The organism is Shewanella sp. DW31 (assembly GCF_015767295.1).
In the GTDB taxonomy this organism is placed as follows: domain Bacteria; phylum Pseudomonadota; class Gammaproteobacteria; order Enterobacterales; family Shewanellaceae; genus Shewanella; species Shewanella oncorhynchi.
Window position 1 is genome coordinate 1 of the sequence record NZ_JADWMP020000006.1, and the last position, 16,702, is coordinate 16,702.

General features: G+C 47.6%; 17 protein-coding genes. 8 read left to right on the top strand and 9 right to left on the bottom strand.

Annotated features, from left to right (window positions below; all coding sequences use genetic code 11):
* Positions 1-587 precede the first annotated feature (587 nt).
* Together GWI56_RS06700 and GWI56_RS06705 are read left to right on the top strand one after the other, a co-directional pair.
* Positions 588-1,100 carry a DUF1993 domain-containing protein gene (locus tag GWI56_RS06700; RefSeq protein WP_063885021.1) on the top strand — a complete coding sequence of 171 codons (513 nt, stop codon included), beginning with the start codon at positions 588-590 and terminating at the stop codon, positions 1,098-1,100.
* 409 nt (positions 1,101-1,509) lie between these two features.
* A complete protein-coding gene (locus GWI56_RS06705; RefSeq protein WP_105251048.1) occupies positions 1,510-1,719 on the top strand; it encodes a hypothetical protein in 210 nt (69 codons plus the stop codon).
* A 97-nt stretch (positions 1,720-1,816) separates the two neighbouring features.
* On the opposite strand, the gene GWI56_RS06710 is transcribed toward GWI56_RS06705, so the two are convergent.
* The 7 genes from GWI56_RS06710 to GWI56_RS06740 form a co-directional block, all read right to left on the bottom strand.
* Positions 1,817-2,293 carry a GNAT family N-acetyltransferase gene (locus GWI56_RS06710; protein WP_198572473.1) on the bottom strand — a complete coding sequence of 159 codons (477 nt, stop codon included), beginning with the start codon at positions 2,291-2,293 and terminating at the stop codon, positions 1,817-1,819.
* 102 nt (positions 2,294-2,395) lie between these two features.
* On the bottom strand, positions 2,396-3,712 hold the full coding sequence (locus GWI56_RS06715; protein WP_198572474.1) for a sensor histidine kinase: 1,317 nt from the start codon (positions 3,710-3,712) through the stop codon (positions 2,396-2,398).
* A 4-nt stretch (positions 3,713-3,716) separates the two neighbouring features.
* Positions 3,717-4,376: a response regulator transcription factor gene (locus GWI56_RS06720; RefSeq protein ID WP_011787606.1), complete on the bottom strand. Its 660-nt coding sequence runs from the start codon at positions 4,374-4,376 to the stop codon at positions 3,717-3,719.
* On the bottom strand, positions 4,376-4,642 hold the full coding sequence (locus GWI56_RS06725) for a PepSY domain-containing protein (protein ID WP_011787607.1): 267 nt from the start codon (positions 4,640-4,642) through the stop codon (positions 4,376-4,378). Before GWI56_RS06725 ends, GWI56_RS06720 begins: the two co-directional genes overlap by 1 nt.
* Complete coding sequence (locus GWI56_RS06730; protein ID WP_198572475.1) at positions 4,635-5,198, bottom strand: diheme cytochrome c; 564 nt, start codon at positions 5,196-5,198, stop codon at positions 4,635-4,637. The genes GWI56_RS06725 and GWI56_RS06730 overlap by 8 nt, the downstream gene beginning before the upstream one ends.
* Before the next feature lie 90 nt (positions 5,199-5,288).
* Positions 5,289-5,735 (bottom strand): DUF1924 domain-containing protein, encoded by a 447-nt coding sequence (locus GWI56_RS06735; RefSeq protein ID WP_198572476.1) that lies wholly within the window; start codon positions 5,733-5,735, stop codon positions 5,289-5,291.
* Between the two features lie 53 nt (positions 5,736-5,788).
* Positions 5,789-6,376 carry a cytochrome b/b6 domain-containing protein gene (locus tag GWI56_RS06740; protein WP_198572477.1) on the bottom strand — a complete coding sequence of 196 codons (588 nt, stop codon included), beginning with the start codon at positions 6,374-6,376 and terminating at the stop codon, positions 5,789-5,791.
* A 217-nt stretch (positions 6,377-6,593) separates the two neighbouring features.
* Here GWI56_RS06740 and GWI56_RS06745 point away from each other — a divergent pair, with 217 nt between their 5' ends.
* Together GWI56_RS06745 and GWI56_RS06750 are read left to right on the top strand one after the other, a co-directional pair.
* A complete protein-coding gene (locus GWI56_RS06745; protein ID WP_198572478.1) occupies positions 6,594-7,058 on the top strand; it encodes a DUF2809 domain-containing protein in 465 nt (154 codons plus the stop codon).
* Positions 7,059-7,125: 67 nt separating this feature from the next.
* Entirely contained in the window at positions 7,126-7,629 is a 504-nt protein-coding gene (locus GWI56_RS06750) for a hypothetical protein (protein WP_173497776.1), read from the top strand.
* Between the two features lie 167 nt (positions 7,630-7,796).
* On the opposite strand, the gene GWI56_RS06755 is transcribed toward GWI56_RS06750, so the two are convergent.
* Positions 7,797-9,317: an aldehyde dehydrogenase family protein gene (locus GWI56_RS06755; protein WP_006079725.1), complete on the bottom strand. Its 1,521-nt coding sequence runs from the start codon at positions 9,315-9,317 to the stop codon at positions 7,797-7,799.
* 381 nt (positions 9,318-9,698) lie between these two features.
* Here GWI56_RS06755 and GWI56_RS06760 point away from each other — a divergent pair, with 381 nt between their 5' ends.
* The 4 genes from GWI56_RS06760 (at position 9,699) to GWI56_RS06775 (ending at position 15,253) form a co-directional block, all read left to right on the top strand.
* Positions 9,699-11,600: a sigma-54-dependent Fis family transcriptional regulator gene (locus tag GWI56_RS06760; protein WP_198572479.1), complete on the top strand. Its 1,902-nt coding sequence runs from the start codon at positions 9,699-9,701 to the stop codon at positions 11,598-11,600.
* A gap of 282 nt (positions 11,601-11,882) precedes the next feature.
* Positions 11,883-13,403, top strand: a complete 1,521-nt coding sequence (locus GWI56_RS06765; protein ID WP_277925173.1) for a catalase — start codon at positions 11,883-11,885, stop codon at positions 13,401-13,403.
* 177 nt (positions 13,404-13,580) lie between these two features.
* The gene (locus GWI56_RS06770; protein ID WP_198572480.1) at positions 13,581-14,099 is read left to right on the top strand and encodes an ankyrin repeat domain-containing protein; all 519 of its coding nucleotides are present in this window, start codon (positions 13,581-13,583) and stop codon (positions 14,097-14,099) included.
* A 173-nt stretch (positions 14,100-14,272) separates the two neighbouring features.
* Complete coding sequence (locus tag GWI56_RS06775; RefSeq protein WP_198572481.1) at positions 14,273-15,253, top strand: MDR family oxidoreductase; 981 nt, start codon at positions 14,273-14,275, stop codon at positions 15,251-15,253.
* A 93-nt stretch (positions 15,254-15,346) separates the two neighbouring features.
* Here the strand turns inward: GWI56_RS06775 and GWI56_RS06780 are convergent, their stop codons facing one another.
* Positions 15,347-16,696, bottom strand: a complete 1,350-nt coding sequence (locus tag GWI56_RS06780; protein ID WP_198572584.1) for an ATP-binding protein — start codon at positions 16,694-16,696, stop codon at positions 15,347-15,349.
* Positions 16,697-16,702: the final 6 nt, after the last annotated feature.

The window sequence follows — 16,702 nt, forward strand, 5'->3', positions numbered from 1 at the left end:
GAGCGGTAGTTCAGTTGGTTAGAATACCGGCCTGTCACGCCGGGGGTCGCGGGTTCGAGTCCCGTCCGCTCCGCCAACATTTCGATAAGCCCTAACAGCAATGTTAGGGCTTTTTCGTATCTGGAATTTATCTATTTCAATCGTTGCGTCCGTCCCGTCTAACAACATCCCTGCTTAACAGCCCAGCTCAGCATCCATGCCTCTCGTTCATGAGCTCATCGCTGCGCGATATTTCACCCGCCAACATAAAGATGAAAGCTTCTACAGCAATGTAGAGGTTTTTTTCGTTGTGGAAAAATTAACATTATTGGTGATATCTCAAGCTGTTATTCGTTCAATTGTCCAAATTTCGTACTGCCTACTACTGTTTGCCTGATTGAATATTAACCTCTTTTCGCTTAATAAATGCTCTGGCTCACAAGGTTACAACTGTTTCTTGTCATTTTTAGCTGCTTAATAGGGCTTATTTAGGTGTGTTTATTGTTAAGCAAATACTTAAATTCCAAGAATGATTGAAATTGAATTATTTGCCCCAAGATAGTCATAAGTGCTGCAGTTTTGTAGCGTCCATCACTGAGGTCAATGCCATGCTTTATGATTTAACGGTTGTACAATTTAGCAAGATGCTGAAAAATTTAAGCGTTATTCTTGAAAAGGGCGAATGCTTCGCAAACCTCAAGAAAGTCGATATGGCGGTGCTATTAAACTCACGCTTAGCGCCGGATCAATTTAATCTTATTCGCCAAGTTCAAATTGCCTGCGATACTGCCAAAATTGGCGTGGCACGTTTGACCGATAACTTAGATACAGTGCCAAAGCACGATGATAGCGAGACGACGCTGGCTGAGTTGCAAGCGCGTATTAGCTCGGTTTTGGATTATTTAGCGACGTTTAAAGCGGATGATTTTGCTAATGCGGCCACGATCCATGTCTCACAACCACGATGGGAAGGAAAATATCTTACAGGTTATGAGTTTGCCATTGAGCACGCTATTCCGAACATTTACTTCCATGTAACAACAGCCTACGCGATTTTGCGCCACAACGGTGTTGAAATTGGCAAGAAAGATTACCTCGGCGCTATGCCATATAAGTCGTAAATCTAGGCTAGATGTAGTACTGTTGCGTAGCCTAATTGTTGCGCAGCAGCGCTTTGCCGCTCGAGCTTACCAACCTTTCTGCATTACTACCTGTTCTTTCTCTACCTATGTTATGCCGCTTTGTCGCCGGGAAATTTAGGACTCGTTAGGGTTATGTTGCGTCGATGAAGTCAATCAATACTCAGTTTTTCATTTCGACCTTATGTCTCGATCGTCTTCATCCTATCAGCATGTATTTAATCTTGTTGGCTTAGGTGAATGATATGGACCGTAAGTTTATGAGTCGCCAAATTATCTGTTACTTAAATAGTGAATGGCGAATTGACTCATTATAGATGACCTGTTTTTTCGTCTAGAGCAGGGATTTACTGGAAGAGCCTATTTAAGGTTCTAATTAAAGGAGTTAGCTATGTCTATCGAATCTCAAGCCGTCGAGAGTCCTACGGATGCAACGACAACTGATTTACCGATGAAGAGCAAGAAAGCCAAAAAAGCCGCCATTACTAGTGGTTTGCGCCTAAAAGACAAGTTGACCCAAGACACTCGCCGCCGAATTGAAATTCTGCACGAGCAACGCCAATTATCCAATCGTTTCGGCGTGGATATAGAAATTGACTAAAGCCTTTGGCTTGTCGCTAAGTATTGGATATCACATTTAGATATTTAGCCCGCATGTACAGCTTCACGACGTCCGTCGTGAAGCTTGCTCTCTTAACTTAGCAACTTTGCTGACTCAATTCATACTCCATAATCGTGACCATCTCGCCTTTATAATCTTCATGTGAAATCATTGACCAACCCAGCGCTCGATAAAAATCGGCTTTATCTGCAGTAAATAAATAGATTTTCTGTAAACGAATCGCTCTAGCATGCTCAATGACGGCATTGACTAGCAACTTACCTAATCCTTTATTTCGATGGTTTGCATTCACATACACATTGGCAAGCCAAGGGCTTAAGTCAGTTCGGCTGTCCATATCTGCGACGATTAATGAAGATGATCCCATCACTTGATTTTCCTGTTCGCAGATAAACATCTTGGGGATGGCGGCGTCAGTTAAATACTCGTTCATTTCCTCAATCAGCGTAGTGACGGTGGCATCCGCAGAACTCAAATGTGCCCATGCTTGATGATGCCACTCCGCCAATTGTGGAATGTGTTGCGGGGCCGATTTTAGGTCGATAACTTTCATATAAATCTCTAGACTGATTGGGGAAAGGGGTTTGAATGGGCAAATTATACCCTCTATTGGCTTGCATGAACTCAGTGGGCACAAGCCGAGTGAGTATACCGTTTAATTCGGGAGCGGCAGAAATACGCTGGCTTTAAGTCCGCCTTGTTTCGCATGGCTAAAACCGAGTTCGCCTTGATAACTGTCGACGATATCTTTGCAGATAGATAATCCTAAACCATGGCCTTGGATGCTTTCATCTAGCCGAATGCCGCGCTCAATGATAACGGACAGCGCGGCATCGGAGACACCTTCGCCATCATCACTCACTTCTATCCCATAGCCAGTAGCTGGCACGTTTTGCTGACTGATATGGATCTCAATATTTTTGCGACCATGCTTGCAGGCATTATCCAGCAAGTTGCCTAAGAGTTCGAGTAAGTCATCCCGATCAAACGGCATTACTAAGCCGCTCGTGTAATGGCTGTGAATAATGCGGTCTGGGTAAATGCGCTGCATTACTTGAATCAGCGGCGCAAGATCGTCATCGAGCACGGTATAACGCCCTGGAGTGGACAGGCCGACAATCTTAGTGCGCTTAAGCTCTCTCTCGATGATGTGGTGCAGGCTTGCGAGCACTTTACTGCCCTCACTTCGCTGTTCTGGTGGAAGGCTTTCTAGGTAGGACTGCAGCCCTTGTAACGGACGTTTCATTTCGTGGGCTAAGTTACCCAAGGCATTACGGGAGCGTTGTACTCGCTGGCCCAATTGATTAACTAAGCGATCTATCTCTTCGATCAGCGGGACTATCTCGCTTGGCACTTGGTCAGGATTGATTTCTTGCCCTTGGGTGCGCATTTGCCGGATAGCTTCTGGCATCTGCTCTAAGGGTTTAAAACCGCGTTTAAGTAATTGATACTGTGCTATTAATAGAATGACAATCGTGAGCAACACGGCTGCGCTGGCAAAGGCTAAAAACTGCACTTGGGTTTGTTCAAGCGAGCTAATATCTTCTGTCACCCACAGAGTAACTAATTGATCATCTTTGATAACGGCCTGACTGAACATCAGCCAGTGTTCTTTGCTGACAAACTCAGTGGCTTGGTGTTGCTCACCAGCGGTCAGTTTTGGCATGTTCACGTTATGGTCGAAAAGGGATCGTGAACGCAGAGTTTGCTCGCCGATTTGAATTGCAAAATAATGCCCAGAATTAACCCTGTGGTACACATTGGGTAAACGGTCGGTGGTGAGCGCCCATGTGCCATCGGGATTGTGATTCAGGGCGGAGATCAGGCTGTCGGCATCGTGTTGTAGACGCGAGGCAACAAAGTCTTGGGTTAATATTTGGATACCTTGGTATAAGAAATACAGTAACAGCACCATGGCAAAGGTGAGCGTGATCAGCAGATTGCGCGTCAGATAACCCTTGAGTGAATACACGCCTTTACTCCTTGAGTCGATAACCTTGGCCGCGGCGGGTTTCGATATAATCCTTGCCTAAGCGCTGGCGCAGGCGGTTGACGTACACTTCGATGACATTGCTGTCTTTGATTTGATCTTCTTCGTAAATGCGTTCACTGAGCTCTGACTTAGAGACGATTTTGCTGGGATTGACCATTAAGTAATGCAGCAGACGATATTCAATCTTAGTCAGCTCTATCACTGCACCATCAACATTAGTGACGGCTTGTTTGTCGACATCGAGGGAGACGCCTGCATGCTGCAACACATTGTCGGCACGGCCAAAGTGGCGGCGGATCAACACTTCGAGCCTTGCGAGTAGTTCTTCAATGTGAAAAGGCTTGCCGAGGTAATCATCGGCACCCGCCTTGAGGCCATCGACCCGCTCGTGCCACGCATCACGTGCGGTGAGGATCAGCACTGGCATGGCTAAGCCTTTTTGTCGCCATTGGCCGAGGACTTGTAAACCGGGTTTGCCGGGTAAACCGAGATCGAGGATCACGGCTTCGAAGTTTTCTTCTTCGCCTAAAAAGGCGCCATCAATACCGTTATCGGCGTGCTCGACGGTATAACCCGCCTTGTTAAGGGCGGGAATCAGGCGCGCGACCAGATCGGTATCATCTTCAATCAATAGCAAACGCATCAGTCGACCTTTTCCTTTAGCCACTCGCCGGTTTTGGCGTCAATTTTGATTTCATACACTATGCCATCGTCACGGAGGATCTCGAGCTCGTAGATGATCCTGCCATGTTTTTGTTCGACTTCTAAGTCCAGCAGCCGCCCCTGCAGGCGTGATTCGTAACGTTGCATTATGGTGTCAAAGGGCAAAACCTTGCCCTCCTTAACCCACTCGACCACCTTGCTGGAAAGATCATCGTCGTGGGCATCAGTGCTTGGACTGCTAATCATCCCAGCGGCCAAAACCAGGAATATTAACGGTATCTTCATCGAATATGCCCTTCTCTGCGAGGTTGTGACAATTGCTGCATTGACTGAATGAGCCGACTTTGGGGTTATCTTGCACCATACGTCTTGGGATCTCATCGTGTTTGCCAATAAAAAATGCCTGTTCTGTGATCTTCTGCGGCCCAGACCCTACGAGCAGCGGCGTGCTGTTTTTCATCACCTTACCATTTTGCGCCGCATGTTGAACCAGATATTCCTCAATTCTAGCAGTGACTTGAGGATCTAGACTGGCGTTGTCACCAAAGTGATTATCAAGATTTGCGGTAATGGCGCGCCACTTGTCGGCGGGGAGTAAGTTCGCGGGATAAGCCATGTGGCAGCTGCCACATTCTGCCGTATATTCCGCATTTTGTGGAACAGCGCGGCTGAGCTCGCGGCCATCGTCGGCATAGCCTGTGCCGGTTAAGGTTAGGCTGATGCCGATAACGCCAATGGCTAATGCCGCAGCTGTGAGTGATGAACCTAAGAACCAGCTAATAGGGTGTGCTTGTTGAGTCATGACATCTTCCTTTTTGTGCCGTTACCTTCTGTGGAAGGTATTGAAATTAATTGATCTCATTGAATGAGTTATAAAGTCGAAATTTGGCGGTTATTGCAGGCTTAACCAGAGTAAAGCATCGCCTTTTTCCTGTGGCGTGCAGTCGCGTTTAAAGGTCCAGTTACAGTTACGGGTAAACCATTTCTCGATTTTGGCTGAGTCGGTTAACCGATCTGCGGTAATCGACGGCGCCATAGGGTCAATGGGTTTACGGGTATTTTGGTGCATCCCCATGTCGGTGACTTTAGCGGTATGACAACTGGCGCAGCTGCGACCGTCCATGTCCTGTAGCCAAAGCTTTTGTCCTGCGGCGGCGGTAAAGGGTCCAGCGCCTTGGGCTTGATAGCTTTGCAACTGCGTGCCAATACGCTCGGCGCTAAGTGGCAGGCTTTGCACTTTACTGTTGGCGGCGCTAACGCTGAGGCTAGTCAGCAGCAAGGTGGCAATTGCGACTGTGGCAAGGCGACTCGTATTCGTGTGTCTGGTGAATTTGTTCATAGGGCATTCCTTTTGGGCTTGATGTCTTGTGGCTAAGCAAAATGGCTAATGGATTAATCTTTTTGTTCCACAGGGCGTTGTTTCTTGCCCGTGACCATGGCTCTGACTAAGTTTTCTTTGTGTAACAGGCTGCTGACGATGACGCCGCCAACATGGATGACCACAAGGAACACGGTGAAGTTGGCAAAGAATTCATGGACTTCTTTTATGGCGCCTTCAGGCCAAGTGGCGAAAAAGCTCGTAGCTAATGGGCCGTGTCCGTCGGTGGCGTACAGCGCCATGCCTGAGAATCCCGCGATGGCTATGCTGGCAATCAAGGCCACTATCATCATTGCCCCAGCGGGGTTATGGCCTATGTAGTCTTTGGCTTTGCCCGTGACGAGTCCTTTGAGGTACACCAGCACTTCTTTAGGGCGAGTGATAAAGTTGCTAAAGCGCGCATTGTGGGTACCCATCACGCCCCAGAGCAGGCGAAACACCAGTAAAATTAAGATGCTATAACCTGCGTAACTGTGGATGGTCATCCACTCGTCTTCGCCTTCAGTGAGGTAGGCTAAGGCAAAAAAGCCGACGAGTGACCAATGGAATATGCGGATCAACAGGTCCCAGACTTTGATGGTTTGCAGTGTGTTTGATGACATGATGTGACGCTCCTAAGTGGGTTTAGGTGTAGGCTACTTAACCCAAACTTAAACCTCGCTTAAATTTTGAGGCGCGAACATTTATTCGAATTGATAGGCTTGAGTGGCGCGGTTGCTCGGGTGGTGAGCCTTAAATGTCAACGAAAACTCACTTGTTAACCTATTGGTATTACGGTAGATTCTGCCACCTCAATCGAGTGAAGGGATTAACTTATTTATGTCTACCGCCGTTATTCGCGCTTTTATCAGCCGCAATCCGAGTCGTAAATCCTTTTGTATTTATGCCGTTTTATTATTTTTGACTGAAGTCTTAATCGCTTTATATGCACCTGCGGGTTTTATTCGTGGTTTTGTGGGCGATGTACTAGTAGTGATCTTACTGTTTTGTATGGTGCGGGCTGTCGTTCCGGTTGACAGCCCAGCAGAAAAGTCCCTAGCACAAAACACAGGCGAGGGCATGAAGCGTTTTTTTCAAACTCCTTGGTTGGCGTTTTCGGTATTGCTGTTTGCCTTTGCTATCGAGTTTGGTCAGTATTGGGGTTTAGTCGACAAGCTAGGCTTGGGCGGAAATCGCTTGGCGCGAATAGTGATAGGCAGCCATTTTGATCCACTCGATCTCGTGGCGTATTTTGTCGGCTATTTGATCTTACTGGGCTGTTATTGGAAAAGCCGTCAGTCCTAGTGCTTTGAATCCGCAAGAGTTGCGTGACGTGTATTTTCGCAGATAGACGAGATAAGTGGGGTTAGGGATGCAACCGATAACGGGGTTTTCACTGCTAACAGAGCATGCCGATGGGGTTGAGCCTCATCCACTGAAAATGCCTCTGTATTTTAATGGCCAACCTACTCACACTTTTATTGCAGGCCTAGTGATTGAAGCCCAATATCGCTGCGTTTTATCCAATAAAACCTTGGGGTATTTGGTCATCACTTCTTTCGATTGTCCCTTCGAAGAATCGACCGAGTTTAGTCTGCTTGATGAAGGGTTTAAGCTCATTGCGACAACCTCTTTGGCGCAAATGTACGATTCTTTTCTGCTTTATGCCCATTGGCCTATGACGGATAACCGACTGAGATTGCACTATTATGGTCAGTTTGTGCTGGATTTAGTGATGACAACGGGCAGTTCTTGGTTACCTTTTCAGCCAAAACTTAAACTGGTTGAAGTTATCGATCCCCAAAGCGATCCACAAACAGCCTCCTCTCTTGCTGAATTAGCTCAGCGTTTAGCGCGGATTGATAATATAAACTGAGTGAGGTTTGAATTAAATTCAGTTAAAAAAGAAAGGGCTATTCGCCCTTTCATGTTTATCACTTGTATCGATTACTCATGCGGAAAGTTTAATAAGCTTGCTTGCAAAGACGTTTAAAAACCGAAATAAAAGCTTCCTCACATCAGCTTGTTTGAGCCCCAAAAACCTTAGAAGAAACCTAAAGGATTCACATCGTAACTCACCAAGAGATTCTTGGTATTTTGATAGTGGTTGAGCATCATCTTATGGGTTTCGCGGCCGATGCCGGATTTTTTGTATCCACCAAAGGCGGCATGGGCTGGATAGGCGTGATAACAGTTAATCCACACGCGGCCCGCTTGAATGCCACGTCCCATGCGTTGAGCCGTGTTCATGTCCCGTGTCCACACACCAGCGCCTAGGCCGTACTCAGTATCGTTCGCGATCGCTAAGGCTTCGGCTTCATCTTTAAAAGTGGTGACCGAAATGACGGGGCCGAAGATCTCTTCTTGGAAGATACGCATCTTATTGTGGCCTTTCATAATCGTCGGGCTGATATAATAACCTTCGCTTTGACCGCCATCGAGTTGGCAAAGTGTGCCGCCCAATAGTACTTCTGCACCTTCAGCCTTACCTATGGCTAAGTAACTTAAGATTTTATCGAATTGCTCTTTAGAGGCTTGAGCGCCGACTTGAGTGTCGGTATCTAAGGGATCGCCTTGTTTAATGGTTTGCGCGCGGGCGAGCACTTTTTCGATAAAGCGATCGAAAATCGATTCTTGGACTAGCACCCGAGATGGGCAAGTACAGACTTCACCTTGGTTAAAGAAGGCCAGCAACATACCTTCGACGGCTTTATTTAAATATTCGTCCTCATGGTCCATCACATCGGCAAAAAACACGTTAGGCGACTTACCGCCAAGCTCAACGGTCGATGGAATTAAGGATTCGGCGGCGCATTTTAAAATGTGATAGCCAATTTCGGTGGAGCCCGTAAAGGCCAATTTAGCGATGCGTTTGCTGGTGGCCAAAGCTTGTCCTGCTTCGGCGCCAAAGCCGTTGACTACGTTAAGAATACCCGCGGGTAATAGGTCTTCAATCAGCTCGAGCAAGACCAGAATCGAGACTGGCGTCTGCTCCGCAGGCTTGAGTACCACACAGTTACCCGCCGCTAGCGCAGGTGCGATTTTCCATGCGGCCATTAAGAGTGGAAAGTTCCAAGGAATGATCTGGCCGACCACGCCTAAAGGCTCTGGGAAGTGATAACTGACTGTGTTGCCATCGATATCGGCAGCGCTGCCTTCCTGTGCGCGGATACAACCCGCAAAGTAGCGGAAGTGATCGACGAATAAGGGCAAGTCGGCATTTAAGGTTTCACGCACCGCTTTACCGTTTTCCCAGGTTTCGGCAACGGCTAAGTATTCGAGATTTTGCTCGACCCGATCGGCAATGCGCAGTAACAGGTTTGAGCGTTCGGTAACTGAGGTTTTACCCCATGCTTCTTTCGCTGCGTGAGCGGCATCTAAGGCTAATTCAATATCTTGGGCATCGGAGCGTGGGATTTGGCAAAAGTTTTGGCCATTCACGGGGGAGCGATTGTCGAAGTATTTACCATTGACTGGGGCGACCCATTTTCCGCCGATAAAGTTGGCGTATTTTTCTTTGAAGTTAACGATTGCGCCTGCGGTTCCGGGTTGAGCATAAATCATAGAATCATTCCTTCTTGTGGATGGCATGCTGGGCGTTGGCGATTTTTACGCTCTTGGCTTCAGCAAGGGAGTCTTGTTGATGCATCTCTGCTGGATGTCTTTTTAAATATTTTTCGTTTTGCTTTAAGCCAATCCTATTGATTGGCTTAGTGTTCTCTTATGCAACACCTGAGGCTTGCATACCAAGGGTGCATCGCAAGGAGAGTGCCAAACTGGCAGGAGTTGTACACTTGTTGTGCTAACAGTATGATGAAAAGCTAATTTTGCAGATTTGAATAAGTATGGGCACTCAGGGAGAGAAGTGTGTCCTGTGGTTACTTTGTCATTGAGTGGCACACAGCAATTGTGCTGAAACGGAACACAGCTCGGGGGAGCACGGCTATGGCAGTTAAACCGCATTTACCATCGACACAGGCGTGGTTGGCCGATTCGTGGCAGCGCAGCATTGGCGCTGGCTTGTCAGAATTTCAGTTACCCCAAGAGCTTAGGCTCGACGCCAGCGAACTAAAGCAGAAACATGAGCAATATCAAATGCTCATTGCATTAGTGCAATCCCATGCTTTGCCCTTGTTCAATCAGTTGATGGCGCATTCTAATAGCCGACTCTTGCTCTCCGATGCCGAGGGTTATGTGCTTAGGCACTGGGGCGTGAGCCGCTACTCCACAAAACTGGCGGACGTGGCTTTGGATATCGGGGTGAATTGGCTCGAACAGCACAAAGGCACCAATGCGATAGGGACGGCACTCACCGCCAAGCAAGCAGTATCTGTAGTGGGTGAGCAGCATTTTATTCGTCAGAATCGTTTTATGAGTTGCACCGCCTGCCCAATATTTTCCCCCCAAGGTGAGATGCTCGGGGTGATAGATATCACCAGCGAGCAGCAAAGACACACTCAGCAGACGCTGATGTTAGTGTCGAGTTTGGCGCAGCAGGTCGAGACCGCGCTCTTGTGTCACTTGCCCGATAGCCGTTATCGAATCGATTTAGCGGCGCAGCCAAATTTACTGAATTCGGGTTGGCAGGGCATAGTGATTGCCGATAGTGATGGTCGCATTGTGGGGTGCAATCCCATGGCGAAACAATTGCTTAGTCATGCCAAGGTTGGCGATTCCGTCGAGCAGTACTTAGGCGATAATTGGAGCCGTGCGGGTGGCTTTAATCAGCATTTAGACTTGCATCTACAGACTCAGCCCTTAAATATTCCCAGCATCAAGAGTCGGGTAGCGACTAGTAATAAATCGCTTAATCAACTGGGCGTGCGGTTTCGCGACCCTCAACTTGAGCGCGCATGGCAACATGCCAATAAGGTGATCACCAAGCAAATTCCGCTGTTAGTGCTCGGTGAAACTGGCGTCGGTAAAGAGCAGTTTGTTAAAAAACTCCACGCCCAGAGCGCGCGTCGCACCGAGCCTTTAGTGGCGGTGAACTGCGCGGCATTGCCTGCCGAGTTAGTCGAATCTGAACTCTTTGGTTATCAGGCGGGCGCGTTTACTGGGGCAAATCGTACTGGATTTATCGGTAAAATTCGCCAAGCCCACGGCGGTTTTTTGTTTTTAGATGAAATTGGCGAAATGCCGCTGGCAGCCCAGAGTCGTTTACTCAGAGTATTGCAAGAGCGCGAAGTGGTACCCGTTGGCAGTAATCAAAGCTTTAAAGTCGATATCCAAATCATTGCCGCAACCCATATGGATTTAGAACAACAGGTGACTCAAGGGCTGTTTCGGCAGGATCTGTTCTACCGACTCAATGGCTTGCAAGTGCGCTTGCCTGCGCTGCGGGAGCGGCTGGATATCGAGCGTATTATCCATAAATTGCATCGTAAACATCATATCGCTGCGCAGGATATCTGCCCAGAACTGTTAGGGAAAATGATGCAATACGACTGGCCGGGGAATTTGCGTGAGCTGGATAACCTCATGCAAGTCGCTTGCTTGATGGCTGAAGGCGATGACACTTTAACTTGGCAGCATTTACCTGATTATCTGGCGGCCAAACTCACATGCGAGCCGTTAAAAGTAGACCTGTTACAAGCTGCATCTTTATGTGATGAATTTAAAGAGGTAAGCCGTCAATGTTCTGCATCACCCCTGCAAAGTGGTAAGTTCGCTGTGGAGCCAAATGCCACAAAGGCTCAATCGGATTCCCTAAATGAGGCGATTTATAGCAATGTGCTGCAGGCATACCAAGCCTGTAATGGCAATGTGAGCCAATGCGCTAAGCGTTTAGGGATCAGCCGTAATGCCTTGTACCGGCGATTAAAAAAGATGAGGCTTAAGGATTAATGCTAGCTTACGGCTCTTGTTGCGAAGCTCAATCAATCGCCAAATATCTCTTCATCACCCCACGTTTATCCACTTCGCAATAGACTAAAACCGAGAGGTTTTAGTCCACAATATCTAGCTTCAGTATCTGACAATGTGACTTTTTGTTGTTGCCAATTTATGTCTAATAGGTTTTATTGATTCGTATAATCGATAAAGATCGTTTCTTCTAATTACAAATTCAGAACTATACTGCGGGCAGGCAGAAAAGAGCTTGGCGTTATGCATAGAAGAGGAACTGTTATGCATCTTACTAAAAGCCTTTTAATTATTTCTATGGGTCTGACATTGAATGTACAGGCTCAAACTTTACCAACAAATACCCTGACACGTGACAATGGTGCACCTGTGGGTGATAACCAAAACTCGGCCACAGCGGGCAGTAATGGCAGCGTGTTATTGCAAGATGTGCAGCTTATCCAGAAGCTACAACGCTTTGCCCGTGAACGTATTCCTGAGCGTGTCGTCCACGCCAGAGGCACAGGTGTCCATGGTGAGTTTGTATCGAGTGGCGATTTTAGTAACCTAACCCAAGCGGCACCCTTTGCACAAAAAGGTAAAGTGACGCCCGTATTTGTGCGCTTTTCTACTGTGATCCACTCGAAAGGTTCGCCAGAAACGCTGCGTGATCCCCGTGGGTTTGCGACCAAATTTTATTCGGACCAAGGTAACTGGGACTTAGTCGGTAATAACTTACCCGTATTCTTCATTCGCGATGCGATCAAGTTTCCTGACATGGTGCATTCACTCAAACCATCGCCAGTGACCAATATGCAAGATCCGAATCGTTTCTTCGATTTTTTCAGTCACGAAGCGGGTTCAACCCATATGTTGACTCAGGTTTACAGTAACTTAGGTGTACCTGCCAGTTATCGTGAAATGGACGGTTTCGGTGTGCATGCGTACAAATTTGTGAATCGAGATAACCAAGTTAAATACGTGAAATTTAACTGGAAGAGTCTGCAAGGTGTTAAAGGCTTACGTCCCGATGAAGTGGTTAAAGTCCAAGGGCAAAACTTTAACCATTTAACTGATGATCTTTATAGTGAGATCAACAAGGGTAACTATCCTAAGTGGGATCTGTACGTTCAATTACTCGACCCGACTGAGCTTAATAAGTTTGATTACAACCCGTTAGATGCCACTAAGGTGTGGCTAGATGTGCCAGAACAAAAAGTGGGCACTATGACGCTGAACCGCATGCCTGCAAACTTCTTCCAAGAGACTGAGCAGGCGGCATTTGCGCCATCGAATTTGATCCCAGGGATTGAGCCGTCGGAAGACAGATTACTGCAAGGCCGTATGTTCTCCTACGCCGATACTCAGCTGTATCGACTCGGCGCGAATTTGTCGCAATTGCCGATTAATAAACCCTTAGTGGCGGTGGCAAACCACAACCAAGAAGGTGCGGGCAATATGGGGCATACCCAGTCCGATGTGAACTATCAACCGAGCGTACATTTAGCCTTGGCCGAAGATAATCGTTATCGTGCGGTAACAACTGCGCTGACGGGGACTGTGCAACAAACGGCTATTAGCAAGCAGGATAACTTTAGCCAAGCGGGCGTCTTTTATCGCAGCTTGAGCAAGCAAGATAGAGCAGATCTGATCACTAACTTGGCCGGAGACTTAGGCAAAGTGAACGATGCCAATGTGAAACATCAGATGCTCAGTCACTTTTATCGTGCAGACCCAGAGTTTGGCGAGCGTTTAACCAAGGCCGTAAAGGGTGATCTGGCCGAGGTTAAACAGCGTTCAATCTGATTTTGTTATTTTTAGGACTGTTTGGGTCGCAGAGATTTGCGCGTTAACAGTCCGAACCTAGTAAGTCCCGCAAGACGTAAACAAGCTCTTTTCTGCCCAGTTTAAGAGGGCGTCTTGCGGGCATTTCGTCACGTCTCATTGTTTAAATCTCTATTTTAGCTGTGCTGGGAGCCATTGATGAAACACACTATTGCTATCTTATTATTGATTATTGTGGCCCTGAGTATGTCGGTGGCAATGGGGGCGGGTTCGCTTCAAGCGCCATTGGTTACATCCACAACTGTCAGTCAAACGGACGAGCCCGATACCGCACAAGTACAATTGCTGGTGGACTACTTTTTTGCTGCAGCGCGTACCGGCGATATCACAGTGCTTGAGCATTTTCTCGATGCAGGCTTCCCTATTGACCAGAGAAATAGTCAAACCTATACCGCGCTAATGGTGGCGGCTTATAACGGCCAAGAGGCTGCAACGGATTTATTGCTTGAGCATGGTGCTAATGCTTGTTTGCAAGATAAGCGTGGTAATACGGCAATGATGGGCGCTGTGATTAAGGCCGAATTCACTATCGTAAAGCGGCTATACGCGAAAGAATGCGATGTGAACCTAACGAATAATGCCGGAATGACCTTGACTGAGTTTGCCCGCTACTGGGGTCAAAGTGGCGCTTTACAGCAAGCGAGTTTAAAGCAATAAAGACGCTAAATCTTGCTATCTCTTGCGCTCGATCACTCTTGGTCATTATCTTTAATCTGTTTAGATCTCAGCATTTACTATTAGCAATAAGTCTGCTTGTTAATGATGTCTATGCCTTTTATGGTAACTTTTTGAATATCGTTTAATACGGCTTGGCCTTCGGAGAGCGATTCATGTTTGATGCCTTACTACTGACGCAAGAAGATAAACGCACGTTTGCTCAAGTTTCACAAATTACAGAAGCTGATTTGCCAGAAGGGGAAGTCTTGGTTGATGTCGCCTATTCCTCGCTGAATTATAAAGATGGTTTAGCTGTGAGCGGTGCTGGCAAAATCATTCGTCAGTTTCCTATGGTACCAGGCATCGATTTTGCGGGCGTGGTGCGCGAATCGACTGATGCGAGATACCAAGTTGGCGATCAGGTGATTTTGACGGGCTGGGGCGTGGGCGAAAATCACTGGGGTGGAATGGCGCAAAAAGCGCGAGTTAAAGCCGACTGGCTGGTGCCCATGCCGCAAGGTTGTGATGCCGCTAAATCCATGATGATAGGCACGGCTGGGCTTACGGCTATGTTGTGCGTACAAGCGCTGCAGCAGGCTGGGGTAACACCGCAAAGTGGGGATATTCTTGTTACAGGTGCCAGTGGTGGTGTGGGTTCTGTGGCGGTGACTTTGCTCGCCAATGCTGGCTATCGTGTGGTCGCCTGCAGTGGTCGGGTTGAACAGAATGCGCCTTTATTGAAGGAGCTTGGTGCCGCAGAAGTGATTGATCGCAGTGAGCTTGAACAAGATGCTAAGCCGCTTGAGGCGCAGCGCTGGGCGGGTGTGGTCGATACCGTTGGCAACAAGATCCTCGCCAAAGCATTAGCGCAAATGCAATACGGTGGTGCAGCCGCTATCTGTGGTTTAGCGGGCGGTTTTGCATTACCAACAACCGTTATGCCGTTTATTTTACGGGGTGTGAGTTTACTGGGAATCGACTCTGTTTCTTGTCCATTTGAGAAGCGAAAATCGGCGTGGGAAGCTGTGATTAAAGCACTACCCGCACATTTTTATCAGCAAGCTTGCCAGCAGATATCATTGGCAGAGGTGCCTGATTTCGCGAATAAAATTATCCAAGGCCAAGTCACAGGGCGTGTATTAGTTAAGCTGTAATCCCGTTTCCTACGTTTTAACACGATGGCAACACTGAGGTGTTGCCAATTACGACTAATTAGTTCTGCCTCCTGTACTTGTTCTTCATATCGGCTATTTCGGCAGTGTAATCGTCACTTCAAGACCGGTTGGTACACGGTTCTCGGCTTTAATCTTACCTTTGTGGGCGGTAATCGCCGCTTCAGTGATTGCCAGCCCAAGTCCCCAGCCGCCGCTTTCTCTCTGTCTTGCCGAGTCGGGGCGGTAGAAAGGTTTAAAAATGGCATCGAGTTCGGCGGCATCTATGCCTGGACCATCGTCTTTTATGGTAACTTGTACTTGATCAGCCGTCGCACTCGCCTGCAGGTGAATATCGCTTGCGGCATAACGGATCGCGTTACGCAGTAGGTTTTCAATCGCGCGGGAAAGTGATTTAGGAAAATGCGCTAACTCAATTTCTTCATCGATATCGATAGTAATGCTTTTACCTTGCTGTTCTGCTTCAAATTCCGCATCGTCTAAAACTTGGCTCAGGGATTCTGCCAACCCTAAATGTACCTTAGTTTCGTTAGTGCTGAGCTTGACCCGCGAGAGCTCTAACAATTCACTGATAAGCTTTTCGAGTTGCTCAGCTTCATAACCTATGCGTTCCGTTTCGGTGGTCTGCTGACCTTTTTTACGGGCGAGGGCAAGGGATAACTGTAGCCGCGTCAATGGGGTGCGTAGTTCATGGGAAATATCCCCCATGAGCCGCTGCTGATTATTCACCATAGCTTCGATGGAGTCGGCCATGCTGTTAAAAGCCGTGGCGAGCTGACCAATTTCATCGTTGCGCTGAGTGGTGGACTTATCGACTCGGTGACTTAAGTCACCTTCGGCGAGGGCATTTGCACTTTTTTTTAGTGAATTTAATGCCTTACCTAAATGCCACGCGAGCAAGCCACATAATAATCCCGAAAGGAAAATCGCCAGACTTAAGGTTAATAACTTATTTTCGGCGAAGAAAAAGAACCAAGGCCGTGGATGGTTATCCGGTAGGCGGCCATAAAGTGAATAGGTTTCAGCGCCCAGATTAAATTGATAGGGACCAAACACCAGCTCATCTTTAAACTGATGGCTAATCGGTTGTTTTTCTTCATCTGCCATCAGCATAAAGCTGCGTACACCGCGACTCACCCTGTGTGTGTTGACGACTTGGCCCTGGCTGTTGACGAGATAAACTCGTAGTGGTTTGCCTTCCATGTCTCTGTGTCTTTCCCAGCGCCGAAGAAAATCGGATTCCAGTAAGGCGGGGTTTTCTTGAATGCGCTTAGCTATCGTCGATAGGACTTTTTCAAGGTGAGGTGGCAGTGGCGCACGGTCGTGATTTTGTTGCAGCAATGGTAACAGACCCACTAAGGCAATGATTAGCGAGCTGCAAAGCCAAAATCCGAGCAATAATTTGATAAATAAACGATTAGGCACAGTCGA